Origin of the sequence: Enterobacter sp. ECC-019 (genome assembly GCF_043974075.1) — a bacterium.
GTDB lineage: Bacteria > Pseudomonadota > Gammaproteobacteria > Enterobacterales > Enterobacteriaceae > Enterobacter > Enterobacter asburiae_D.
The window spans coordinates 2,904,934-2,927,812 of sequence record NZ_CP143759.1 but is presented as its reverse complement, the minus strand read 5'-3'; the positions used below and the strand labels follow the sequence as shown (position 1 = coordinate 2,927,812).

Genomic DNA, 22,879 nt, shown 5'->3' with positions numbered 1-22,879 from the left:
GATAACACATCTGAGGAAAGCATGGTTGTTAAGCGCTTAAGAAAAGAGGACCGCCGCGTGCAACTGCTCGAGGTTGCGCGCGGAATCGTTCGCCAGCAAGGCACGGAGGCATTGACGCTTGGCTACCTGGCCGAGCGGGCCAACGTGACCAAGCCTATCCCCTATGACCACTTTGGCGATCGTGAAGGATTGCTGATGGCGCTGTACCAGGATTATAGCGATCGGCAGCTGGCGAAATTCCGTGAGACGCTGGCGGTCGACAGCAAAACGCCGGAAAAGACGATCCGCTTTTTCAGTGCCGCCTATATCGACTGCGCCATTACTGCCGGGCCTGAAACCGGGCCAATCGCCGCAGCGCTGTCCGGTTCCCACGCGTTGCAGACGTTTCGTGAGGCATGCGTGGCCGAATGTGCCGACTGCCTGCGTACCGCGCTTTCCCCTTTTGTCACGCTGAAAGGCGTTCAGGGGGAAGCGGCGCTGACGGCCATTATTGGCGCGGCGGACGCGCTCAGCACCGCCGCAGGCAACGGCGTGCTCGCCCGGAATGTTGCGGAAGATACGCTCAGCGGCGCCATGACCGGCGTGCTGCAGACCTACGTGAATAGCACAAAATGATCGCTTTGGGCGGATTGACACCTAAGTTACCAATAGTAATATAGACGTCAATTCTCACCCATTCGAGGTCGCTATGTCTGCTACAAATGCCATTAATAACGCACTGATCGTGACGGCTCACCCTGTCGACAATTCGTTATCCCATTCGCTGGCAGCCCACATTGCCGGGAAATTACGCGAGCAAGGTACGCAGGTTGAAATCGCCGATCTGCATGCTGAAGGGTTTAATCCGGCCATGTCTCGCGCCGACCTTGATTTGTATCACGGCGATCCGAGTGCCCTTCCCGACGATATTCTGCGCGAGCAGCAGCGCGTCGAGCGAGCGGATATGCTGGTGTTTGTCTTCCCCGTTTACTGGTGGTCGGTTCCTGCGCTGTTGAAAGGCTGGTTCGATCGTGTATTAACCCTGAACTGGGCGTATAAGGTAGCCGACGATGGCCGGATTGTGGGCAGCTTACGTGATGTCCCTGTCCGCCTGATTGCGACCGGCGGCAGCGATCTCAGCGGATTCGACAAACACGGCTATTCGACGGCGATTCAGACGCAGATTATCGAAGGTGTATTTGGCTTCTGCGGGTTGAAGAACGTTAAGCTCAATATCCTTTACCAGGCAGACACGGCGACGCCTGAGCAGGTTGAGGATTTCCTGCAAAGCCTCGGCAATATTAAATAATATCAGCCAGTGAACTTCATATAATCCAGGTGCAACGCTAACGTTGCACCTACTGATGTTAGTGTATTGAAGAGAATCTCTCACCAGCGCTATAACTGGATACGATAGTTGCGCTAAAAGCGAAATAAACAAAGGTCATTACATGGTTAAGTCAGGTCAGCCAACAACTACCCTCACCACCACCGACACCTTCGGCGGCGTGGGCGTATCTGTAGCGAACGACTGACAAACAGAACCTCACTCCCCGCCAAACTGGACGGGGAAATATCTCTCCGTTCACCACCCTCTGAATGGAGAAAGAAAATGGTTTCATCCGACAATGCTCTCTTAATTATCGACATGCAGCAGGGCCTCTTCCGGGGCCCGGTTTCCCCCTGTTCCGCAGATGCCGTTCTGGCAAATATCCGTTTGTTAATAGCCAACGCGCGGCACGCGCAGGTGCCCATCTTTTTTGCCCGCCATATTGGACCGGACAACTCCCCCTTCTCAGAGAAGGGGCCGTTAACACAGCTGATACCCGAGCTGGACGTGAAGGAGCGGGAGGTTGTTTTCACAAAGCGCTATCCCAGCTGTTTTCGGGATACCGAATTGCTGCGTGAACTTAATCAGAGAGGCATCAAACAGTTGGTCATTGCCGGGATGAAAACAGAATTTTGTGTCGACACTACCTGCCGGGCCGCGCCGGAGCTGGGTTTCAGGACGGTATTGATTTCAGATGCGCATACCACAATGAATAATGCACATCTATCCGCCAATGACATCATTGCGCATCACAACAGCACGCTGGCCGGTCCGTTCGTGACGCTGTCGACTGCCAGCGACTGGCATTTTAATACGGTCAGTTAAGTTGGCGGGATCGTCTCTCTCTTTCCCGGCGCGCCTTTCCGCGCGCCGGAGACATGAGAGCACAATTACAGGGTAAAACCACCGTCACCCACCTGCGCCTGGGCGTACCATTTCATCAACTCCGCACTACCGGGTGCGTTCTCAGCCGGTGACCATGGGGCGGTATCGTGCTCAGGAACGGGCTGGTAGCCACCGTGTTTTACCTCAAAAATGACGCCGCCTTTATCCAGCGACAGCACGGCATGCCAGGTACCGGCATCCGTCTCCAGCACTTTGCAGTCTTCACCTAACACCACGCGCTGGGTCACGTTACCGCTGTCATCAAAATTCAACACCAGAAAGCGACCGCTCAAAGCCGTCAGCAGTTCAAACGTGTGCGGGTGGCGATGGGGACGAACATAGGTGCCAGGCTCCATCGCGACGGCCAGGCGCTGCACCGGGTCGCTCAGCTCAGGATGTAAATTACGATGCGCGCGTAAGCGAGGAGAATTAGCAGCCTGCTCGCTTTGTTGCTGCAGGTCACTGAAAGTAATCTGTTTCATATAAGCCTTTGTGAATGGGATCAGCGGGCGGCAACCCGATTGCCGCAAGACGTTATACCATTCTGAACGGTCGACAGGCGATGGCATTTGTGAAACAAATCGCTGCAACGTGAGGATGTGCGTGATTGCACTCCAAATCGCAACATTGAGTAAAACTCACTTTGATTTCCACTATTAATCGTTTTTCAAAAGCGACGGCTCTGAAATACCATCCATTCATCCCTGGGATAGAAAAAATAAATAATACCAAGCCTGTATGGAGCACCTATGACACTCGATGTTTTATTCCATGTAATGAATATTATCTCGCCTCATAAATTTAGCGCCCAAGCAAATGCGCATGAGTTGATAACGTTACTTTCAACAGAAAAGAAAAGCTCAGAGGCGCTTTCACCTTTCATCCATCGGCTGCACCTCCTCTCTTTCGCTCAAAGCAATCCGGGTAACGCCGAAGAGTTGCTCTCAGCGCATTTACCAAAAGAGGATGGGATCCTTCCGCTGCTTGACTTTGCGGAGTGGCCAAAGGTGCGTTACGCCGCGTCAGGCGAAGCTCAGACGCGTGAATCGGAGGAGTATTTCCGTGAAATGACGTCGGCTGCCAACCTGTTACGCATTGCGCTGATCGATGCTGAACGCGCAAAAGGGACGCCTGCGCTTTATATTTTGGATAAATTACTTAACCTGAACAGCGCCCTGCCGGAGAGATATAAAAAGATGGCGAATATTCCCTACGCATAAAATTATTCATCAGGCAGGAAATCCCGTACGGAATATCCTGCCTTTATATTTATTAAAAACGTTTTTCATCGTAATCGAGACAAACAATATCCTGAGAGGGTAAAACCGGCGTATGGAGATGAAGCCAGGCCATCAGGCGTTCGATACTCTCTCTTCTGAGCGAATTTTTCGGCCACACAAGATAGTAGCCATCCCCGGTTGCGATTGCTTCCTTGAAAGGTAGCGCAAGAAGTCCACTCTCAAGCGCTTCACGGGTAAGACGAAGATCGGCCATAGCAACACCATGTCCGTTCATTGCGGCACGGCTTCCCTGTTCAAGGGTGTCGAACACTATCCCTCGACTCACGTCGAGTCCGGGGAATAACCCCGTTCTTTTCAGCCAACGCTTCCAGTCCCGTCTGTCCGGCGAGGGGTGAATAATATCGCACCGCGCAAGCTGATGCCGGGCAGAATCAAGCAAAGACGGGGTACAAACGGGAATGAGCCATTCACTGAAAAGCAGCCTACTTTCTGTTGATTCGCCGAAATAGCCATTACCGAGCAGGATCGCACAATCGTAGGGCTCACGGCTGAAGTCAACGGAATCAATGTCCATCCAGACGCTGGCTATCTCAACTTTAGGTTTTGCATGGTTATCACGAAAGATTTTCAGAACGTCAAGAAGCCACCGCATCGTCAGGGAGCTGGGGGCTTTGAGGCGCAGAAGGTGGTTTTCACTTTTAAATGCGCGACAGGCCCACTCGATGCTGGTGAAACTTTCGCTCAAATGTCCGGCCAGAACGCGCCCGGCATCACTGACCTCCACTCTTGGCCCTTGACGTTTAAAGAGCTCACAGTCGAACCACATTTCAAGCGTCCGGACATGCCTGCTGACCGCGCCAGGCGTAATATTCAGTGCTTCAGCCGCTTTGCTGAAGGAGTTCAGCCGCGCGGCAACTTCAAAAGCGCGAAGCGCATACAGTGGCGGTAAAGACATACGTTCCCTTTCTGTGAGGTTTAACTATGCAGTTTTTTATTATCGGCACTCGGTGACTTGTCGCCCAGGTCCTCGGGCGGAAACGTCAGCAGCAGCTCCCTGAGCAGGGATTCAAGCTGCGAACGCTGCGCGTCAGACAACTTGCTCAGCAGTGCATTTTGCGTTTGTGTATGCACGATCAGCGCCTGTTCGATACGATTCTGGCCGTGCGGTGTCAGGCTTACGAGCGTGCTGCGCTTGTCATCCGGATCGGCAATTCGCCTGATAAGCCCTTGCTGTTCGAGATGGTTGAGCCGGTTCGTCATCGCCCCTGAGGTTACCAACAGCGATTTATACAACTGCGTGGGGGAAAGGCAGTACGGCTCACCGGCACGGCGCAGCGTGGCGAGCACGTCAAACTCGCCCTCGCGAAAACCAAACTGCGCCATGGCCTCCGCCCATTCTTTTCCCAGATGCTTCATCAGCCGGAGCATTCGGCCAAAAATTTTCATCGACGAGGCGTCCAGCTCCGGCATGGCACGGCTCCACTGGCCGACAACGAAGTCTACATGGTCTTTCATTTTCACCTCTGATGGCGTGGGAATTTATCGTGTTGTGCGGTACATCTTACACAAAAACAGATTTTATCTTAACGTTAAGATAAATGCTCGCGGCAATTTGCCCGGGCCATTCACAACTGAAAAGGATCCCCTGTTGAAACGCACGTCGCCTTTACTCTTCGCCGTTATCGCTTTTATCGTCGGGCTGAACCTACGCCCTATTCTGGCTTCTGTCGGACCGTTGTTTTCCGTGCTGCAGCGCGAAGCGGGACTGACCGCTACGCAATTCAGCCTGCTAACCACCCTGCCGGTCGCGATGATGGGGCTGGCCGCCTTATGTGGGCCCTGGCTTTTAGCCAGAGTCGGCGCCGTACGGGGAATTATGTTCGGGCTCTTCATCCTGCTTTTAGCCTGCTTATTACGCGGTTTTAGCGCCTCACCGGAGAGTCTCATGGGCACCGCTTTACTGGGCGGGGCCAGCATAGGCACGATCCAGGCGTTAATGCCTGCCCTGATAAAAAAGGAATATACGCAGACGGCCAGCACGGTAATGTCGCTATTCAGCACGGGCATTATGGCCGGTGCGGCAGTCGCCGCCGCCAGCGCCGAGCCGTTGTTTTCATGGCTGACGCTGAAGCCCGCGCTGGCAATGGCCGGGCTGTTAGCGCTGCTGGCGCTAATACTGTGGTTAACCCTGGTTAAGCATCCTCAGGGGGAAAAAACAGCACCCGAAACCGTTACGCTCTCCTCCTCCCGTACGGCACTGCTGTTGCTCTTTTTCGGCGTGGGGACGGGAGCCTACACGCTGGTATTGGCCTGGCTGCCCCCGCTCTATATTCAGGCGGGATGGTCCGCACGCAGCAGCGGCTACATGCTGGCCTGGCTGACGTTAACCGAGGTTGTCGCAGGGTTTGCCGTCTCCGCGCTGATCGGTAAATTTCCCGACCGTCGCGTGCCGCTGATCGCCGTATTGTTGCTGCTGCTAGCGGGACTCCTGTGTCTGGTCTTTTCGCCAGGTACAACGCCGGTATTATCCACGTTGCTGCTTGGAACCGGGATCGGCGCTCTCTTCCCGCTGTCGCTCATCGTTACGTTCGAGCATGCGCGAACGCCCGCGCAGGCCGGGAAGTTACTGTCTAAAGTTCAGGGAGGTGGATACCTGATCGCCGCGCTGATGCCGTTAATTGCGGGGATCGTTCGCGACAGCTCGGTCTCGCTGACCAGCGCGTGGCTGATCATGAGTGCGGGAGTCGTGCTGCTGATCCTCATCGCACTGAATTTTAAGCCCATCGAAGCCATGCAGGCACGGTGAATGCGACACCAGGAGTGAGGGTCGTATTTCAGCCGGTCGTAAGATAAATTCAGATTAATTTCACGTAATTAAGGAGTGGATATGTCGCAGACGTTACTGAAAATTGATGTCTTGTTTGTAGCCGGGTTCGGGCCCATTTCGCCGTCTGACCGCTCGCACAGGCGGCAACGTCCTGTTTTGGAGAAGAACAGTGGCCCACTGAGCACCCGATACCGCAGGGATGGGTTGAGTATGAGGTGCAGGATCTGGACCTGGCTACCCGCGTTCTGAGCGAAAAAGGCTATCGGTTACTGGTGGTTAACCGTATGGAACCGTGGGGGCAAACCGTCACTCGCCTGCTCTGCTTTGAGCGAGCGTAGACTATGCAATGAACCGCTAAATACAACGGTATTTTCTTAAATTTGAATAGGCTCTCACCTATTATTGATCCATCGGGATTATCTATAAAATATAGGAATTCACTCTTATTGTTCAACCAGCGCGGGGATCGTTCGGGCTGAATATTGTATTGCTGATGTTAAATCTATCGTCATTACATTTGATAGTTATAACGCTAACCCACCCTCTGCTTATAAAAAATTCCCCACCTCGCAATGGCTAAAGTTTGTTAAAAAGTTAACATCTACTGCGGCAATTGCTTCCGACAAATTATTTCTATAACTCATTCAGCCATCAGGTTTCTGCATTCTTTCAACAACTTGTTAAAGTTAAACATCACACAGTTAGATGTGGAATGAATTACATTACTACCTAACTATTTTATCGCGGAAGCTTTTATTCATTTAGCATATCCAGGAAACCTGGCGCCTCATAAAATTAACAAATTTTTTTCATCTCATTATATAAGTTTCACAATGGAACATTTAGTTAGCTAAATATAAAAACTTTTTAATGCTTTACATTTTTTTTAATCAAGAGTATTACTTTTTAACGCCATATATAGATGAGGAATGGATGATGCATATATCGTATATTGATACGTACTTACCAGGATGTAATATCAACAATGAAGAGCTTGGGAGTAGATTAAACTTCAAACCTCAGTTAATAGAAAAATTATTTGGAAACTATGGGCGTCACTTCTCAACCAATCTAAAAACGGGAGAGAACACAGCATCATGCACTGATTTAATACACTTAATGATGCAAAAGCTTATTTCGTTAAATGATAATGGAATGAGGGACATTGATTTTGTCCTGGTATCAACAGCTACTCCTGACTTACTTTTACCCACCAGCATCAATGAAGCGTGTAGCATGATAGGGTTCAAAAATATTGAGACCTATCAAATCATTGGTGGTTGCTCTGGTGCCGTACAAGCATTAAAGATGGCTGATTATATGCTCAAAAGTGGTCTGCACCATAAAGGATTAGTCATTGGGGTCGAATGTTCAAACAAGTTCCTCAATCTATTTGATGAAAACAAGGCTAAAGTTGAACCGAAAGAAATGGTTAACTACTGCCTTTTTGGTGATGGTGTTGGTGGTTGTATTGTTAGCGCTGAAAGAACTTCGGGTTCTGTCTATGTGAAAGGTATTGATTATAAATACAATGGATTGCAGGAAAAAATTGGTCAGTTGGCTAACTGGAGTGGTTCAAGGAAAGATTTTGATGATGGGCAACCCATGCTTAAGGAGGAATATAAATTAATTGAATCTTTGGTCCCTAAATTAACAAGTGAGACATATTCTGAGTTAAAAAACAAATACTCATCTAAACGAGATATCAGATGGTTTATGCCTCCTCAGTTGTCCGGACGTATGGTTAATAATATTTGTAATGGCATGAACATTCATGAGAGTAAAATCCTTTCGCTTGTTCATGAGATTGGTAATTGCGCAAATGCAGCTTTGTATTTTCAACTGAAAGAGTTTTTTGATCTCTCAGATGAAGGCGATGAAGGGATTGCCATATCAATCGAATCATCACGTTGGTTATCTTCTGGTTTATATTTAAAAAAGGAATGTTAAAATGAACCTCGACTTATTGAAAAAAATAAGAGAAGAGAAAACAAAAAACTATAATGGAATGAAAAAAATAAATAGTCTTTTTTTATGTAATCTCAGTCACAAAGCTGGGCTTTCTCTCATGAAGCATGGCGCTTCAGAGCTTGGTGTATTTCTGAATTTTATAGATATTGAATACAGTGATTTCTTTACCCTTCTAAATTTCAAACAGCAAGAGCTAAAGAATTACAATCTTCAGAATATATATATCCTTTTGGATGAAAACTACTATCTTGATGAGTTTGGTCATTGCGAGGACATTGCATTAGCCAGGCAGAACATTTCAAAATTAAAGGATGAAATTAACGCCTCGCTGAAGATAATAGAGAGCTTGACTTCTAATAAAATAGACATTGTGATTTCAACTCTTTATTTAAACAGTGAATGCACAAATGAATATATAAGTTTGGATGAAAGGAACGCATTGTCCGATTTGGTTTTTGACTTCAATATGTTTCTTGCTACAAAAAGAAATGAAAGCAAGCATAGCATACACCTCGTAAACATGGCCGGATTTAAAGGTAAAAGCATTGAGAATATTTATTCTGAACACAACACAGTGGCCAGTTTAGATTATCTCAATTTCTTTAGCGAAAAATCAATAAGTTATCTTCGGTTAAGCGAGGGCAAATCATTAAAGTGCATAATAACAGACCTGGATAACACTGTTTGGGGAGGGGTAGCTGCTGAGGGAGAGTATGAGAATAATGACTTGTATAACCAGGGAGCTTACAGGAAATACCAAAAGTGGTTGAAATGTATGCATCGACAAGGTGTTATCCTCTCGATATCCAGTAAAAATGATTTTCATGTCATAAAAGACTTCTTCTCAGAAAACAAACACGATCTGGAAATTCAGTGGTCCGACTTTTCGTTTCCTGAGATAAACTGGAATAATAAAAGTGATAATATTTTAAAAATATGCAAAAGCCTCAACTTAAGCCCTGAACATGTCCTTTTTGTAGATGATAGTGATTTTGAGTTAGAGGAAGTAACCAACGCCATACCCAAAATTAATACATTCCGTTTTTCTAAAAACATAGATGAAAACATATTTAAGCTAATTAATAACGATTTTTTTATTAAAGGTTCAATCACTTTAGAAGATCGTCTCAGGAATGAAAGTTTTGCTAATAACATTAAAAGAGAGGAGTTTTATAAGAACAATAATTCCAAAGACGATTTTTTAAAAAATATATCAATGGAATTATCTGTCAGTAATTGCACCCCAGAGAATCACCCCAGAACCTCAGATCTAACTATGCGTACCAATCAGTTTAACCTGACAACCTTACGAATGGATACCACAGATGTTCAAAATTACGTATCGGAAAATTCAGGGCAAATACTGCTTTTCAAGTTTAGTGATAGATTTGGTAGTTATGGGATCATTGGCGCCTCATTTCTAAAAATTGAAGCAGACGCATGTTTGATCGAAAACATTGTCTTAAGTTGCAGAGCATTTGAACGAGGGGTGGAGTTTGCAATCATAAAATCCATAGGTTCTTTTGCTTCAGCAGGTGGTTGTTCTAAATTAATCGGCAGTTTCATCGAAACGATAAAAAATAAAAAATTCAAGAATTTTTATACTGAATGTGGATTTGGAAAAATCAGCAATAATATATATAGCATAGACATTGATGAACTTGATGTTTCTGAAAAATGTAAAAATATCACCATACTAAGGAATTAAAATGGAACCCAATGAATTTATTGATTTTCTTAATCAAAAAACTGGCATGAATTTGAAGTATGACCAGGTTGACACCGACTTGACTCAAATAGCTGAGTGGGATTCACTGACCTTTGTATATACAATAATGGAACTAGAATTCAGAAATAGCATCACCATAAATGTTGAAAAAATATTAAAATGCAATACCTTGCGTAGAATATTAAAGGTTGTGAATGATGAAATACAAAAAAATTGATAGCAACAGAAAGCAAACTCTTATTTTTCTGGAACTGGCTAAAGCTATCAGAGGTGTTGCATTAATCGATGAAATAAAATCCTATCGACAATACACAAAATATGCCACATCCCTCCTTATTAAGTCGATTAGTGACGCTCTTGATGAGGAACGACATCTAAATTGCATGATTAAATACGGAAGCGACAATAAACTTATCGAATTACAAGATATATCTGCGAGATTGACTGTATCATATGAAAAAGATGGTCTATCGTCTGGAGTCTACTCTTCTGTTATAACCAACACAAATAATATGTCTACCTTAGAAATATACAGAGCCATATCTAATTTAAAAAGCAAAGGAATAAGCAGTTTTGATGACTCCAGACGAATCATGATGTTACAGAGATTGCCGTATTTTTTTGCAAAATGGGTTTCGAAGTTCATTTTTTACTTTCGCCCTGCCGTTCAACGTGATTTTTTCAGGAGTTTTACTGTCACCTCCTTAGGGAAAAAGAGTTTAAAATTGTGCATCCCAATTTCAGGCTCAACGTTTACATTTCAATTGGGATCCCCCAAAATTTTAGATACAGATGAGTGCTTGTTTAATATCGTCATGATCTACGATCATCGAATTATTGATGGCATTCAAGCTTCAAATCTGCTAGATAAGATAAAAACCTTTTATTCTAAACACTTAAATGATTTAGGGCAAGCAGATGTATTCTTTGAATGAATGTAAGAAATTTGTCTCTTTGCATGCTAAGACATTAAACCTCGGGAAGGATTTTACCAATTCATTATCCCTAATTACTTCGTTATCCGACGACTCCCCTCATGGTTGGGCAAGAGTGTTTTCAGAGGCGACTGATAGACAATTAAAGAAAAATAAGATTGATAAGGCGTTAGGTTACTTAAATATAGCACGATTTCCGTATGCAGATACTCCAATCCAAAAAGAAGCATACCACCGCTATCTTTCACTATTCCGTAAAGAATACGTAGAAACAGGCTTTCTGGAATTTAAGAAGACAGATAATGGAAAATCAAGTTTCTATTACAAAAAGGGAAAGTCAAAGGTAACAGTTATCATTTGTGGAGGGATAATCTCTCTAAAAGAACAATGGATACGGGCATTAAAAACCTTCAATAAGTTGGGGTGTTCAGTAGTGCTGTATGAAATGCCCGGCGTGGGTGAAAATAGCGAGGCTTACGATAATAAATCACTTAATCTATTCTCGCATGTCCTTGATTCGATAGCTTTTGATGATGATGGTATATGCCATATTGTAGGAATAAGCTTTAGCGGTTATTTTGCCTTAAAAGATACCTGCACTGATGCAAGAATTAAATCAATAACTATGACAGGAACACCGCTTGTGGATTTTTTCCACGACCGTCAGTCTTTTGACAGGTCGCCGGAAATTACTAAAGATATACTTGCATATTTGATTTCCAAAAAGCACCCCTTACAAGATTCACAAAACTCTCTTTATAACTTCCTGAACGAGCACTTCCCAAGAATTAACGTCATTAGAAATGACATAGCCATTTATTACTCGCAGAGTAAATTTGATGAGGTTATTTCTGCCAATGAAGTGCTGGAGTTAACCAGAGGTTTTGATGATGTTTATTTATTATTATTACCTGATGAACATGGCTCACCAAACTTTTATAAAGTTGTCTTTACGTTCGTTTTATGGAGCATATCAAAAACTATCAATGCCAATTGGTTTGTACCTCGAATGCTCAGAGCGGGGATACATTTACTCTATGTTATCCTTTTAATAAAAAATGCGTTCCCTTGCAAACATAAAGAGTCTCCGCGCACAGAGATGCCGTCAGTGCAGAGGGAAAATATATAAAAATCAGTGGTATTTTACAACGTTCATGAAAGGGAGCAGGCACTGGCGATCCTTCCTCCCTGCCCTTAAAAGACTCCCCAGTGAGTGACACCTTCACCCTGTCCAGCCGACTACCCTCTTATTAATTCAGCCAATTCAAGTGACCTCCGACATGGCGACCAGCGCGAAGAAATTTTACGTTCAAGGAGGTTAAATGTGATACATTCCTGGCGCATCAACCACCACCACACTCGCTATCAGGTATGCAGAACATAACAATAAAAATTCACTGGCTTCTGCTTACTCTCCCACTCCTCAGCGGTTGTGGCACGCTCTCAAAAATGTCCTCTCCGGAAGGTACTCAGGAACTTCTCACTCATGACTCGTTGGATGGCGACGTTGACAGCGTGGTGCGTCACTACATGGCACAAAAATCCGTGTCCGGGATGACGGTCGCGGTGATCCATAATCACGGCTCACCGCAGTTTTACACCTGGGGCGTAACCGATGCGGTCAATCGCTATCCGGTCAGGCCCGATACCCTGTTTGCGCTCGGTTCGCTCAGCAAAGGGATCACGGCGGAAGTGGTGGCTTGTCTGGTCAATGAAGGGCAACTGAACTGGAACGATAACCTGGCGACATTGCTTCCGCCGGGGACGCCGCTTAGCGCAGATGCACAAAAAATCACCCTGCTTGAACTGGTAACCCACACCTCCGGCCTGCCGCGTCAGAATATGGATGTTCCGATGCTGGGAAAATTCATCGGCTACTTAAGCACGGGCGAAAATTTCTACGGTGAGCTGGATAGCGATAACGTGCTGCGCTACCTCGCCGACTGGCGAGCGCCAAAGAATAAAGTGCCGCAATACTCCAATACCGGCTACGCCCTGATCGGCTATATCCTGAAACACAAAACCGGCGAAGATATTCAGAGTTTAGCCTCGCGCTATATTTTCCGTCCGCTGCAAATGGCTAACAGCAGCTTTACGCCCCGGCAGCTAAAAGGGTACCCCCAGCGTGCGCTTGGCCACGCGGGCGATCAGCCGAAATTTATCCCGCGCGGGCAGCTCACCCCGGACTGGCATTTTTCCAACAACATGGTGGCGGCAGCGAGCCTATACAGTAGCGCCGAAGATCTGGCGACCTACGCTCGCTATCACGTATCGACGACCCACAACCCCTTGCTGGACAGCGTCTTTGCCGAAGTCAGAAATACAGATATTCAACGACCCGACGGAGTGCAGGGTATTGCCTGGACCACCGACTTTATCGGTCTGGAAAAAATCACCTACCAGGTCGGCTATATCGGCGGCTACTCCAGTTTCATCGGCTATGACAAAGAAAAAGGCAATGCCGTGGTGGTGCTGCAAAATACCTTTAACTGGAGTAATTACATAGGCATCGCGCTATTGATGGATATGGCGAAAAAAGACAGCCTTACCCCTACACCGCCGACTTCGGCCTTAAATTCTCATCAAACGTCAGCCGTTTCCGTTCAGGCTCTACCTCGCGCAGCGGCTCCACCTGGTGCATAGTTAGCTTGCAGCGCTCCACCAGCACCTGATACTCCCGCGTGCCCTGCTGCTTCCATGCCAGCTCCTGCTCGCTGAGTTCGCGAATCGCTTTGGCCGGGCTGCCGATGATCAAATGGTTGGCGGGCATCTCCGCTTTCGCCTTCACGAACGCCGCCGCGCCGACGATGCTGTTTTCACCGATGACCGCGCCGTCCATCACCACTGCGTTCATGCCCACCAGCGCATTGCGGCGGATCACGCAGCCATGGAGAATGGCGCTGTGGCCGATATGCCCGTCCTCTTCCACCACAGTGTCCTGCTCCGGGAAACCGTGCATCACGCAGTTATCCTGAATGTTTGCCCCGTCTTTCACCACGATACGGCCAAAATCACCGCGCAGGCTGGCGTTAGGACCAACATAAACGCCTTTGCCCAGAATCACGTCGCCAATCAGCACCGCCGTTGGGTGAACATAGCTCTCGTCAGGCACGACCGGCGTCAGACCGTCAATTTGATAAACTGGCATCTTCACTCCTTATGCGCTTGTAAGACCACCAAAGCGTTGATAGTAGAGCGTGCCGGGCACGGGCAGTTCGCCCACGGAGGTTTCGCCCTTCTCGCTGACAAACGCCAGCGCCCCCGGCGCGACACGCTGATAGATATTAATGCAGAGCTGTCGGGCGCTTTGCCCTGCCCAGTGCGCGGGCAGCAACTCTTCCGGCAGCAGCGGGTCTTTCAGCACCACGCGACGATAAAAATGAATCAGCAGCAGCTGGATCTGGAAACAGCGTTCCGGCGTCAGCTCCTCCGGCGCGGCCTCTTTCAGCAGCGGCAGCAGCGGACGGAACGAGTTGATAAACGACTCGTACATCGCGTTTTGCTCGGTTAACTGCCAGCACTCTTCCACCCGCGAACGCAGCGCGGCGCGGGAGAGCGCCAGCGGCGAGTGGGCTTCAAAGAAAATCACGTTTTCCGCCACACCGGCATCGTGAAGCAGGGACTGCACGTCCGCCAGATGCTGCGACGGCGAGGCCATCAGGCTCGGTGCCAGCGTGCCAAACCCCTGCCAGATCAGCTGTTTTTTGACGTCGGCAAGGGTGGTTTTGTCCAGCCCTTCTGAGAGCAGCAATAACCATTTTCCGTCCCAGGCGGGCAGTTCCGCACGGTAAATCTTATTCTCCGCGCGACGCGTCAGACGCAGCCCTTTGTCGCTCAGGCGGTAAAAACTGCGACGCCCGATGCGGGAAACGTCCAGCCAGCCCTCTTTGTTGAGGCGAAACAGCGCGGTGCGCACGAAGCGCTCGCCAAACCCCATGCCTTCCAGTAAGGCGGCCAGGCTGCCGAGCCAAATCTCACCGCCGCGATGGGAAAGCGCGTCACCATATAATGAGGAGATGAGCGAGGTCCCGCTGACGGGAACGGAGCTGACCGCGTGCTGGATGAAGGCGTCGAGTTTATTCATGTGATTCATTCTGTTGTTATTTTTGTCCTGGATGAATCATAGCATAGGAATCTGAAAGATACCGAAAGGGCCCCTGTCGAGCCCCTTTTCTGCTTTATTTCAATGCCCCGTATATCTGATCGACAATCCAGCCATATGTCGCTGCTGGCAACAAGCCGCTGAGAAACACGTTTGGATTCACCGCAGGGTTCGCCACTGGTGAGTGTGGTCTGTTTCCCAGGATGACAATAGCCATGTTGTTAACGGGGTCGATAGCTGTCAGTGTTCCCGTCCATCCAGTGTGGCCATACGTTTCAGAACTGGCGAGCAGGCCGAAAGTCGGCGTCATTGAAGCGTTACCGTTCACACGCCAGCCCAGGCCAAACGTAGCATCTTCTGCCGAACTGTGCGTAAACTGCTCTACGGTTGCCCTATCGAAGAGCTTGACCTTCCCGTAGCCGCCACCGTTCAACATAACCTGCATCAGCACCGCCATGTCACTTGTATTAGAGAACAATCCGGCATGACCAGAGACGCCGCCCATGGAGTACCAGGCTTTTTCGTCATGTACCTGACCCCAGATTGTTTCTTTACGAATGTTAGGGAAACTGATTACACCATCGCGCGTATTACCGTTAAGTTCAGTAGCCGCGATTTGCGTTTTTGAAAATCCCTTAGATAACGGATTAAATACGGTGTGTGACAGGCCGAGCGGCTGAAAAATATTTTCTTCAACATACTTATCAAGCGGCATTCCGGTGACGAATTCAATGATAAAACCGAGTATCATATAATCAACATCGCTGTAGATATGCTTTGTTCCCGGCTTGTACTCCAGTGGCGTTTTCTTAATCATCTCCAGCGTAGTAGCCTTATCCTGTGAGAATAACTCACCTGCTACGTTTTTATTTGGATATTGCGGATCGGCAGGGAACCCGGCAACGTGATGAAGAATATCAGTAATACGAAGACTGCTTTTTCCTTTAATTTTATCCTCTGCTGAATCGCCGAAACCAGGTAAATAGGTTGAAACCAGATCATTGACGTCAATCTTTTTCTCATATACCAGCTTTTGCAACGCAAAATTGGTTGCATACATTTTTGTGTTCGAAGCCAGATCGTACAGGGTGCTGGTTGTCGCTTTGACCGGATCTGCAAGCAACACAGAACCGTCATATTTTTTTGCATAACCCCAAGCTTTTTGCAGCACGATATGATTATCTTTAATGACAAGAATATTCATACCGGCATACCCGGCATCAATCTGATGCTGAACCCAGGTATCAAGCTTATTCAGTTTCTTTATATCAAACCCAACGTTGTCCGGGCTTGTGATTGTCAGCACAGGATAGTCAGCAGCAAAAGCCGATACAGAACAGGCCAGCAGCAGAGTTGCAATCATTTTGAGTTTCATCGTTATTCCCTTAATTAATCAAGATCAACGTTTTTACTGCCAAACATTGCTGTAAGCATAAACCCTGCAATGTACGAAATCAGCACGCCGCCGCCATAGACTGTAATAGCAGGAATAATCCCCCTCTCTGAAGTCATAAGAGGCAAAGCAACAAGCCCGGACGGACCAAATGCGCTGTTGAGACCCACTGGTAGCCCAAGTTGAGCAACGGTACCAATAAACAGACCGCCAACTGCGCCGCCGATGCATGCCGTAATAAAGGGTTTCATGCGGGGTAACGTCACGCCGTAGATTAACGGTTCGCCAACGCCTAATAAGCCAGGAATGATGGCCCCTTTGATCTGTGAACGCAGCGTGGAAGCCTTGTCTGCTTTCCAGTACAGTGCCAGTGCAGCGCCAACCTGCCCGGCCCCGGCCATGGAAAGTATAGGGAACAGACTGTTGAAGCCTTGTGTATCCATCAGCGCCAGATAAACGGGAATAAAGCCCTGATGAACACCAAATACAACGGCTATCAGGAATACCCCCGCAAGAACAGCACATCCGAGCGGATTGCTGTTCAGGTGCATGAACAGCCAGGACATCCCCTGGAACAGCCACACCCCGATTGGCATGATAATGATATAGGTGACAACAGCCGTGATAACCAGAGTGAACATTGACGTCAGAATCATTTCAAGCTCATCCGGAATATAATTACGCAGGAAACGTTCAATTTTAGCGCCAGCATAGGAAGCCAGCAGTATGCCGATTATATTGCCGCGCGGATCAATGGTATGACCGAAGAAATCCTGTAAACCAGAAAAATAGCCTACCGTTGCCGACGGATTATAGCCAAGAATAAAGAGCGCCGCGATTATTGCTCCGTTAACCCCTGTACCACCAAACGCTTTTTGCGCGTTGTATCCAACCAGTATCGGCAGGAAGGTAAACAAGCCTTTACTGAATACTTTGAGAAAGTTTAGCGCATCAGGCAGTACACCTTTAGCATCTGGTGCGACATGCAATACCGTACTGAGTAACGTTGCGATGCCGAGCATTAAGCCAGCGGCGATAAACCCAGGAATAAGCGGTGTGAAAATAGTGGCAAAATTCGCCAGGAATTGTTGCAGAGATGATTGTTGTTTACTTTTCATCTCATTTTTCTTTTCAGCAGCGATAGCATTTAAGTCTTTTTTGCCTAAAAGCGCATTCATAGCGTCTGCTGCACGATTTGCTTTACCCGTACCGAAAACGATTTGTACTTCACTGCCATTGATAATTACACCGTTTACCAGCCCCTTTAACTCTTCTTTAATCGATTCAGATATCAAAGAGGTCGATGTAACCTTGAGGCGTAAGCGGGTCATGCAATTTCCGCATGTTTCAATATTATCTTTTCCGCCAACCAGTTCAAGAATGGAAATCAGCAAATCCTTACTGATATTTTTAGACATTATTCAGCTACTCCATGTTCTATTGCTAAACGAGTAGATCCGTCGTACTTCTCAAGAAGTTCTGCGGCAATTTTAGAACTGCATTTTCGAGTGAGCATAACAATTGCCTGCTTGCAATTCTGATTATTTTGTTTAAGCGCGTATAATGCTTCGGTTCGAGTACATCCGGTGGCGTCGACGACTATCATGACCTGACGCTCGATTAATTTAAGATTGGTAGGAACCACATCAACCATCAAATTACCGTAGACCTTACCCATCTTTACCATCGTGCAGGTCGAAAGCATATTAAGTATCAGTTTTTGTGCAGTACCGGCTTTCATTCGTGAAGACCCGGTAATCACCTCAGGACCGACGACAGGCGTTATTGCAATATCAGCAATATGGCTGATTGGGCTATCAGGATTGCATGATATTGCTATCGTTTTGCATCCTATAACGTTTTTAGCATGCTCCAGCGCTGAAACGACATACGGGGTGCGACCGCTGGCAGCAATACCGACAAGGACGTCACAACTATCCACGCCATAGGCAGAAAGATCGCGTAGTGAATCGACTCTGGAATCTTCAGCCCCTTCTACAGCATCAGTCAATGCCGTTCTTCCACCGGCAATGATCCCCCTTACTAACAATGGCGAAACACCATAAGTAGGAGGGCATTCACTTGCATCAAGCACGCCTAATCTACCGGATGTACCCGCGCCGATATATAATAACCGCCCTCCATTTTTTAACGCAGCATGTATCATATCTACCGCCTCTGCAATTTGTGGTAAACATGACTCCACCGCATCGGGGACTTTTTTATCCTCATTATTAATGACTGAACACATTTCTAAAGTTGATAAACGGTCCAATTCCATAGTTGCAGAATTTGAACCTTCCGTGACTAATTTGCCAAGATCTAAACTCATAATATTCCCTTAGTTATTCATCAACCATTTCATAAAAATTAATTTTTGTTTATCAGAAAGATTTAAATATGCTTCTTTGGCTTTTTCAATTCCTTCCAGCACTTCGGGCTGAACATTAGCCTCTGCTGGCTCGCTGATATCAGTAACAAGCATAGATTTGAAGTCTGTGAAGGCGTTGACGCTCTCCTGGTCTATCTTCTTTAATGAGAACTTAACCGGCACGCCGTTTGCGGTTAAAGAAAATGACGGATTTTTTGCTTCACTTTTTGCCTCATTTTCGTTACTGACTTTGCCTGCCGATAATAAAACGGGTGTAGAACCACCATAGCTAAATGAGATAATATAGGGTGCAGATGTTAATCTTCCCCGTCCCTGGTTTACAGACTCGGGGTTTGTTGCGCTATCAAACCTGACCACTAATTGTTGTTTACCCTCCGGTAACGCAATCTCTCTCGAAAACATAGACACTTTTGCATTTGCTGCCGCAAGTGCAACAACATTATCACCCAGTTCTAACGCGGTTTGTGCCATGACCATGCTCGAAAAAAATAAAGGCAACGCGAGAAATAATCTTTTCATTGACCTGACCCTCGTAAAGCAATGAGGGTTTACCACCCTCATTATGCGTATTAATAAAATCAGAACTCGTAACGCAAACCAACATGGAAATAATCATCAGCAGGATCGCTACCACCAAATGATACGGTACTACCCGTTACGCGATTTTTTCCTGCCTCACCGTTTCGCCATGAGTAAGAGGCGTACACAGAACTACGTGTAGTCGCTTTGTACTGCACTTCAAATGTAGTGTCGCGTAATTTGAGTTCATCGCCGCCCTCATTTTCTAAATGACGATAGCCGGTTCTGAACCACCACTCAGGGGTCAGTGAATAAACGAGAGTGGCTTCATAATCTTTATCTGTGCTGTCCGGACGACCATCCAGATATTGCACGGTATCTTCGGAATAGAGCAAGCCAAACATAAAGTCGCCGATAAAGTAACGGCTACCGGCCCCCCACATTGTATATTCATCTGCATTATCATCCGACTGCGCAGATGTTTCATCATGACTCGCTTTTGATTTCTGTGCGACGAGAACCGGTTGCAGTTTACCCGCAGCGCCCATATCGAGCGTATAGCGCACAGCAGTGTTGACGCCGTAATCAAGATCAGAACTATTGTTACCGAGAATATAGGCGGTGGAGAAATCAACGTTACCGAAGGTATTTTGATACTGAATCGTGCCGTCCTGACGGAAAACCTGCACTGCCGTTGGATCGATAAAGTTAGCCTGTCGCGCTGCTGCCACATCAGAACTTGCGAATACATCTCCGATATCAGTGAACATGATCAGGCCAGATGAAACGCGCCCCCCTGTTATCTTGCCGTATTCAGCTAAATCAACCCCAGCCCAGACATAGCGTGCTGTAAAATCATCGGGATCTTCCGCTTTAATGTTGTTAGCGTATTCAGCAGCATTAACCTGGTATTGCGTAAAACCGATTACCGCTATTTTGTCATTGATCGCCTGGCGGGCAGAGAAGCCAATACGGGCGTCAAAATCACCGCTTGTATCACCTGTTTTTTTATCTGAAACGTTGAAACCCAGACGGCCATAAAGATCAATGTTTGAGCCGTCATTAGCCTGATAGATGACAGCAGCATTAGATGAAACAGCGAAAGCAGCCAATAAATACGGTAAATACCTCAACCCTTTTTTCATAAATAATCCTTATAATTGCTGTGAGGCGCTCAAATTGCGCGACAGGAATTGTTGATCATGTTTTGCATTATAAAAAAGGAAAAAAATTTTCCTTTTTAAAAAGTTGTGACATCTGTCAAAATAAACTACTCATTTTAAACAAAATATAATTTGCACTTATGAATTCATGCGGTTATATTTTCTGGCTGATTAGCTGTCTTTTTAAAAGGTACATTGCCGTGTATTTGAATAAATTGAAGGCGGGATTAAATAGTTTTTCGAATGTAGAACGCAAGATTGCTATATATATAATAAATAACATTGCACAACTTAAAGATGCAACAACGACATCTATTGCAAACAAACTGCATATTGGTGAATCGTCTATAACGAAATTTGCTAAAAAACTCGGCGCTAAAGGATTTACTGAACTCAAGATTGCGTTAATTGTTGAAGGTAATAAAACCAAAAATAAAACACTTCACAGTTCTATAAATACAGAAGACCCCTTAAATGTTATAGCTGAAAAATTAATTCATGAAAAAAATGTAGCTATAACCAAAACGACAGAGTGTATCAATTTTGAACTACTTGAAAAAATAATAAAAAAAATCAACAAAGCAAGACGTATTCAAATTATTGGTTTAGGAGGGTCAGCCTTAGTTGCAAAAGATCTGGCTTTTAAGTTGATGAAAATTGGGTACAATGTCACCTGCGAAGTTGATACGCATGTGCAAATAACGGTTGCTCAGGCTTTGACTAAAGATGATATTCAGATAGTCGTGTCTTATTCCGGTAAAAAGAAAGAGATTACCATTGCTGCTAATGCTGCCAAAGAAAAAGGTGCGACCGTTATCGCAATCACTTCTATGATGAAAAGTCCACTCAGACGAATCGCAGACTATTCGTTAGATACTTTATCTAATGAAGATGAATGGAGAAGTTCATCTATCACGTCACGTACAGCACAAAACTGTATTACCGATTTAATATTTATAGGGCTTCTGCAATTAAATGATGTTCGCGCATCGTCTATGATTAAACAAAGTCGAGAGCTCATTAACAAACTTGAATAGCCATTTGTAATTTCCAGAAATCCCTCATCCCCTGAAGAGGATGAGGAATCAGATATCAACCGTTGGCCGCAACTTTACGCAAATCAAACACCCGGCAGGCTTTACCCTCTGAGCGCGGGATGCTGCCGCAGTTCACGATTGTCACGTCGGTGGAGATCCCCACCATCGACTTAATGCGGTGGCGCAGCTGGTGGCACACCTGGCAACGCTGCTCGTGGGTCAACGTGAGGCTGCTCTCTTTTAGCTCCACCTTCACGGAAAGTGAATCAAGATGCCCGCGACGGTTCACCTCCAGCTGGTAGTGCGGAGAAAGGTGTTCGAACTTCACAATCTCCTCTTCCAGCTGCGACGGGAAGACGTTGACGCCGCGGATGATCAGCATATCGTCACTGCGATCGCTGATCCGATCCATACGACGCATGCTGCGCGCGGTGGCCGGGAGCAGGCGCGTCAGGTCGCGGGTGCGGTAGCGGATCACCGGCAGCGCCTCTTTGGTCAGCGTGGTGAACAGCAGTTCGCCCTGCTGACCGTCATCCAGCGGCGTGCCGTCGTTCGGGTTGACGATCTCCGGGTAGAAGTGATCTTCCCAGATGGTTGGGCCGTCGACGGTTTCGATACACTCCATCGCCACGCCCGGCCCCATCACCTCGGAGAGGCCATAAATATCCAGCGCCGTAATGCCTAAGCGTTTTTCTATTTCGCGGCGCATGGCCTGCGTCCACGGCTCGGCGCCGAAGACGCCCACGCGCAGGGAACAGCCGCTGGCATCGCCGCCCATCTGGCGCTCCAGCTCTTCAATCAGGTTGAGGCAGTAGGACGGCGTCACCATGATCATGTCCGGCTGGAAATCACGGATCAGCTGCGCCTGTTTCTCCGTCTGGCCACCGGACATCGGGATCACCGTCGCGCCTAAACGCTCGGCCCCGTAGTGCGCCCCCAGCCCACCGGTAAACAGGCCATAGCCATACGCCACGTGAATTTTGTCCTTCGCGCTGCCGCCCGCCGCGCGCAGGGAGCGGGCCACCAGATTCGCCCAGTTGTCGATGTCGCCCTGCGTGTAGCCGACAACGGTCGGTTTGCCGGTGGTGCCGGATGACGCGTGAATGCGCACCACCTGCTCCATCGGCACGGCAAAGGTATCGAAAGGATAGTTATCCCGCAGATCCTGTTTGGTGGTGCACGGGAATTTGCGGATATCCGCCAGCTCTTTGAAATCGTCAGGGTGAACGCCCGCGGCGTCAAACTTGCGTTTGTACATCGGCACGTTGTTGTATGCGTGACGCAGCGTCCATTTCAGACGCTCGGTCTGCAGCGCCTGTAACTCGTCAAGGGAGGCCGTTTCAATCGGATCAAGCTTTGTTGTATTTGTCATTGTA

At 47.1% G+C, this 22,879-nt stretch carries 23 protein-coding genes and 1 pseudogene; 13 read left to right on the top strand and 11 right to left on the bottom strand.

Annotated features, from left to right (window positions below):
- Positions 1–21 precede the first annotated feature (21 nt).
- From V1566_RS13975 to V1566_RS13965, 3 genes are all read left to right on the top strand, one after another.
- The gene (locus V1566_RS13975; RefSeq protein ID WP_395303675.1) at positions 22–615 is read left to right on the top strand and encodes a TetR/AcrR family transcriptional regulator; all 594 of its coding nucleotides are present in this window, start codon (positions 22–24) and stop codon (positions 613–615) included.
- A 73-nt stretch (positions 616–688) separates the two neighbouring features.
- Positions 689–1,288, top strand: a complete 600-nt coding sequence (locus V1566_RS13970; protein ID WP_395303674.1) for an NAD(P)H-dependent oxidoreductase — start codon at positions 689–691, stop codon at positions 1,286–1,288.
- A 303-nt stretch (positions 1,289–1,591) separates the two neighbouring features.
- A complete protein-coding gene (locus V1566_RS13965) occupies positions 1,592–2,134 on the top strand; it encodes a cysteine hydrolase family protein (RefSeq protein ID WP_395303673.1) in 543 nt (180 codons plus the stop codon).
- Positions 2,135–2,199: 65 nt separating this feature from the next.
- Here the strand turns inward: V1566_RS13965 and V1566_RS13960 are convergent, their stop codons facing one another.
- Positions 2,200–2,676, bottom strand: a complete 477-nt coding sequence (locus V1566_RS13960) for a WbuC family cupin fold metalloprotein (RefSeq protein WP_395303672.1) — start codon at positions 2,674–2,676, stop codon at positions 2,200–2,202.
- Positions 2,677–2,943: 267 nt separating this feature from the next.
- On the opposite strand from V1566_RS13960, the gene V1566_RS13955 reads away from it, so the two are divergent.
- On the top strand, positions 2,944–3,414 hold the full coding sequence (locus tag V1566_RS13955) for a hypothetical protein (RefSeq protein ID WP_395303671.1): 471 nt from the start codon (positions 2,944–2,946) through the stop codon (positions 3,412–3,414).
- A 52-nt stretch (positions 3,415–3,466) separates the two neighbouring features.
- On the opposite strand, the gene V1566_RS13950 is transcribed toward V1566_RS13955, so the two are convergent.
- Positions 3,467–4,390, bottom strand: coding sequence for a LysR substrate-binding domain-containing protein (locus tag V1566_RS13950; protein WP_395303670.1), 924 nt, complete (start codon positions 4,388–4,390; stop codon positions 3,467–3,469).
- A 20-nt stretch (positions 4,391–4,410) separates the two neighbouring features.
- Positions 4,411–4,950, bottom strand: a complete 540-nt coding sequence (locus V1566_RS13945) for a MarR family winged helix-turn-helix transcriptional regulator (RefSeq protein ID WP_395303669.1) — start codon at positions 4,948–4,950, stop codon at positions 4,411–4,413.
- A gap of 133 nt (positions 4,951–5,083) precedes the next feature.
- Between V1566_RS13945 and V1566_RS13940 the strand changes: the two genes are divergently transcribed.
- From V1566_RS13940 to V1566_RS13905, 8 genes and pseudogenes are all read left to right on the top strand, one after another.
- Positions 5,084–6,241, top strand: coding sequence for an MFS transporter (locus V1566_RS13940; RefSeq protein ID WP_395303668.1), 1,158 nt, complete (start codon positions 5,084–5,086; stop codon positions 6,239–6,241).
- Between the two features lie 149 nt (positions 6,242–6,390).
- Positions 6,391–6,600, top strand: a pseudogene (locus V1566_RS13935) (glyoxalase); the annotation flags it as partial.
- Positions 6,601–7,195: 595 nt separating this feature from the next.
- Positions 7,196–8,212, top strand: coding sequence for a 3-oxoacyl-[acyl-carrier-protein] synthase III C-terminal domain-containing protein (locus V1566_RS13930; RefSeq protein ID WP_395303667.1), 1,017 nt, complete (start codon positions 7,196–7,198; stop codon positions 8,210–8,212).
- Position 8,213: 1 nt separating this feature from the next.
- On the top strand, positions 8,214–9,941 hold the full coding sequence (locus V1566_RS13925; RefSeq protein WP_395303666.1) for an HAD-IIIC family phosphatase: 1,728 nt from the start codon (positions 8,214–8,216) through the stop codon (positions 9,939–9,941).
- A gap of 1 nt (position 9,942) precedes the next feature.
- Positions 9,943–10,179, top strand: a complete 237-nt coding sequence (locus V1566_RS13920) for an acyl carrier protein (protein ID WP_395303665.1) — start codon at positions 9,943–9,945, stop codon at positions 10,177–10,179.
- Entirely contained in the window at positions 10,157–10,897 is a 741-nt protein-coding gene (locus V1566_RS13915; protein WP_395303664.1) for a hypothetical protein, read from the top strand. Before V1566_RS13920 ends, V1566_RS13915 begins: the two co-directional genes overlap by 23 nt.
- The gene (locus V1566_RS13910; RefSeq protein ID WP_395303663.1) at positions 10,881–12,026 is read left to right on the top strand and encodes an alpha/beta hydrolase; all 1,146 of its coding nucleotides are present in this window, start codon (positions 10,881–10,883) and stop codon (positions 12,024–12,026) included. Before V1566_RS13915 ends, V1566_RS13910 begins: the two co-directional genes overlap by 17 nt.
- 242 nt (positions 12,027–12,268) lie before the next feature.
- Positions 12,269–13,540 carry a serine hydrolase domain-containing protein gene (locus V1566_RS13905; protein WP_395303662.1) on the top strand — a complete coding sequence of 424 codons (1,272 nt, stop codon included), beginning with the start codon at positions 12,269–12,271 and terminating at the stop codon, positions 13,538–13,540.
- Here the strand turns inward: V1566_RS13905 and paaY are convergent.
- From paaY to V1566_RS13870, 7 genes are all read right to left on the bottom strand, one after another.
- Positions 13,449–14,045 (bottom strand): phenylacetic acid degradation protein PaaY, encoded by a 597-nt coding sequence (gene paaY / locus V1566_RS13900; protein ID WP_025757959.1) that lies wholly within the window; start codon positions 14,043–14,045, stop codon positions 13,449–13,451. The two genes, V1566_RS13905 and paaY, sit on opposite strands and share 92 nt — an antisense overlap.
- A 9-nt stretch (positions 14,046–14,054) precedes the next feature.
- Complete coding sequence (gene paaX / locus V1566_RS13895; RefSeq protein ID WP_021241337.1) at positions 14,055–14,990, bottom strand: phenylacetic acid degradation operon negative regulatory protein PaaX; 936 nt, start codon at positions 14,988–14,990, stop codon at positions 14,055–14,057.
- A gap of 85 nt (positions 14,991–15,075) precedes the next feature.
- Positions 15,076–16,374, bottom strand: a complete 1,299-nt coding sequence (pbp4b, locus tag V1566_RS13890; protein WP_395303661.1) for a penicillin binding protein PBP4B — start codon at positions 16,372–16,374, stop codon at positions 15,076–15,078.
- 14 nt (positions 16,375–16,388) lie between these two features.
- The gene (murP, locus tag V1566_RS13885; RefSeq protein WP_395303660.1) at positions 16,389–17,810 is read right to left on the bottom strand and encodes a PTS N-acetylmuramic acid transporter subunit IIBC; all 1,422 of its coding nucleotides are present in this window, start codon (positions 17,808–17,810) and stop codon (positions 16,389–16,391) included.
- A complete protein-coding gene (murQ, locus tag V1566_RS13880; protein ID WP_395303659.1) occupies positions 17,810–18,724 on the bottom strand; it encodes an N-acetylmuramic acid 6-phosphate etherase in 915 nt (304 codons plus the stop codon). The genes murP and murQ overlap by 1 nt, the downstream gene beginning before the upstream one ends.
- Before the next feature lie 9 nt (positions 18,725–18,733).
- Positions 18,734–19,303, bottom strand: coding sequence for a DUF2057 family protein (locus tag V1566_RS13875; protein ID WP_395303658.1), 570 nt, complete (start codon positions 19,301–19,303; stop codon positions 18,734–18,736).
- 59 nt (positions 19,304–19,362) lie between these two features.
- Positions 19,363–20,448 (bottom strand): porin, encoded by a 1,086-nt coding sequence (locus V1566_RS13870; RefSeq protein ID WP_395303657.1) that lies wholly within the window; start codon positions 20,446–20,448, stop codon positions 19,363–19,365.
- A 158-nt stretch (positions 20,449–20,606) separates the two neighbouring features.
- Here V1566_RS13870 and V1566_RS13865 point away from each other — a divergent pair, with 158 nt between their 5' ends.
- Positions 20,607–21,503, top strand: coding sequence for an SIS domain-containing protein (locus V1566_RS13865; protein WP_395303656.1), 897 nt, complete (start codon positions 20,607–20,609; stop codon positions 21,501–21,503).
- 55 nt (positions 21,504–21,558) lie between these two features.
- On the opposite strand, the gene paaK is transcribed toward V1566_RS13865, so the two are convergent.
- Positions 21,559–22,875, bottom strand: coding sequence for a phenylacetate--CoA ligase PaaK (gene paaK, locus V1566_RS13860; RefSeq protein WP_395303655.1), 1,317 nt, complete (start codon positions 22,873–22,875; stop codon positions 21,559–21,561).
- Between the last annotated feature and the right edge of the window lie 4 nt (positions 22,876–22,879).

Coding starts and splice junctions, on each gene's coding strand:
- V1566_RS13905 (WP_395303662.1), top strand. CDS start 12,269: ATGCAGAACATAACAATAAAAATTCACTGGCTTCTGCTTACTCTCCCA.
- paaX (WP_021241337.1), bottom strand. CDS start 14,990: ATGAATCACATGAATAAACTCGACGCCTTCATCCAGCACGCGGTCAGC.
- V1566_RS13930 (WP_395303667.1), top strand. CDS start 7,196: ATGATGCATATATCGTATATTGATACGTACTTACCAGGATGTAATATC.
- V1566_RS13925 (WP_395303666.1), top strand. CDS start 8,214: ATGAACCTCGACTTATTGAAAAAAATAAGAGAAGAGAAAACAAAAAAC.
- V1566_RS13875 (WP_395303658.1), bottom strand. CDS start 19,303: ATGAAAAGATTATTTCTCGCGTTGCCTTTATTTTTTTCGAGCATGGTC.
- V1566_RS13965 (WP_395303673.1), top strand. CDS start 1,592: ATGGTTTCATCCGACAATGCTCTCTTAATTATCGACATGCAGCAGGGC.
- V1566_RS13950 (WP_395303670.1), bottom strand. CDS start 4,390: ATGTCTTTACCGCCACTGTATGCGCTTCGCGCTTTTGAAGTTGCCGCG.
- V1566_RS13955 (WP_395303671.1), top strand. CDS start 2,944: ATGACACTCGATGTTTTATTCCATGTAATGAATATTATCTCGCCTCAT.
- V1566_RS13865 (WP_395303656.1), top strand. CDS start 20,607: ATGAATTCATGCGGTTATATTTTCTGGCTGATTAGCTGTCTTTTTAAA.
- paaY (WP_025757959.1), bottom strand. CDS start 14,045: ATGCCAGTTTATCAAATTGACGGTCTGACGCCGGTCGTGCCTGACGAG.
- V1566_RS13960 (WP_395303672.1), bottom strand. CDS start 2,676: ATGAAACAGATTACTTTCAGTGACCTGCAGCAACAAAGCGAGCAGGCT.
- V1566_RS13945 (WP_395303669.1), bottom strand. CDS start 4,950: ATGAAAGACCATGTAGACTTCGTTGTCGGCCAGTGGAGCCGTGCCATG.
- V1566_RS13915 (WP_395303664.1), top strand. CDS start 10,157: ATGATGAAATACAAAAAAATTGATAGCAACAGAAAGCAAACTCTTATT.
- V1566_RS13910 (WP_395303663.1), top strand. CDS start 10,881: ATGTATTCTTTGAATGAATGTAAGAAATTTGTCTCTTTGCATGCTAAG.
- V1566_RS13970 (WP_395303674.1), top strand. CDS start 689: ATGTCTGCTACAAATGCCATTAATAACGCACTGATCGTGACGGCTCAC.
- pbp4b (WP_395303661.1), bottom strand. CDS start 16,374: ATGAAACTCAAAATGATTGCAACTCTGCTGCTGGCCTGTTCTGTATCG.
- V1566_RS13975 (WP_395303675.1), top strand. CDS start 22: ATGGTTGTTAAGCGCTTAAGAAAAGAGGACCGCCGCGTGCAACTGCTC.
- murQ (WP_395303659.1), bottom strand. CDS start 18,724: ATGAGTTTAGATCTTGGCAAATTAGTCACGGAAGGTTCAAATTCTGCA.
- murP (WP_395303660.1), bottom strand. CDS start 17,810: ATGTCTAAAAATATCAGTAAGGATTTGCTGATTTCCATTCTTGAACTG.
- V1566_RS13870 (WP_395303657.1), bottom strand. CDS start 20,448: ATGAAAAAAGGGTTGAGGTATTTACCGTATTTATTGGCTGCTTTCGCT.
- V1566_RS13920 (WP_395303665.1), top strand. CDS start 9,943: ATGGAACCCAATGAATTTATTGATTTTCTTAATCAAAAAACTGGCATG.
- paaK (WP_395303655.1), bottom strand. CDS start 22,875: ATGACAAATACAACAAAGCTTGATCCGATTGAAACGGCCTCCCTTGAC.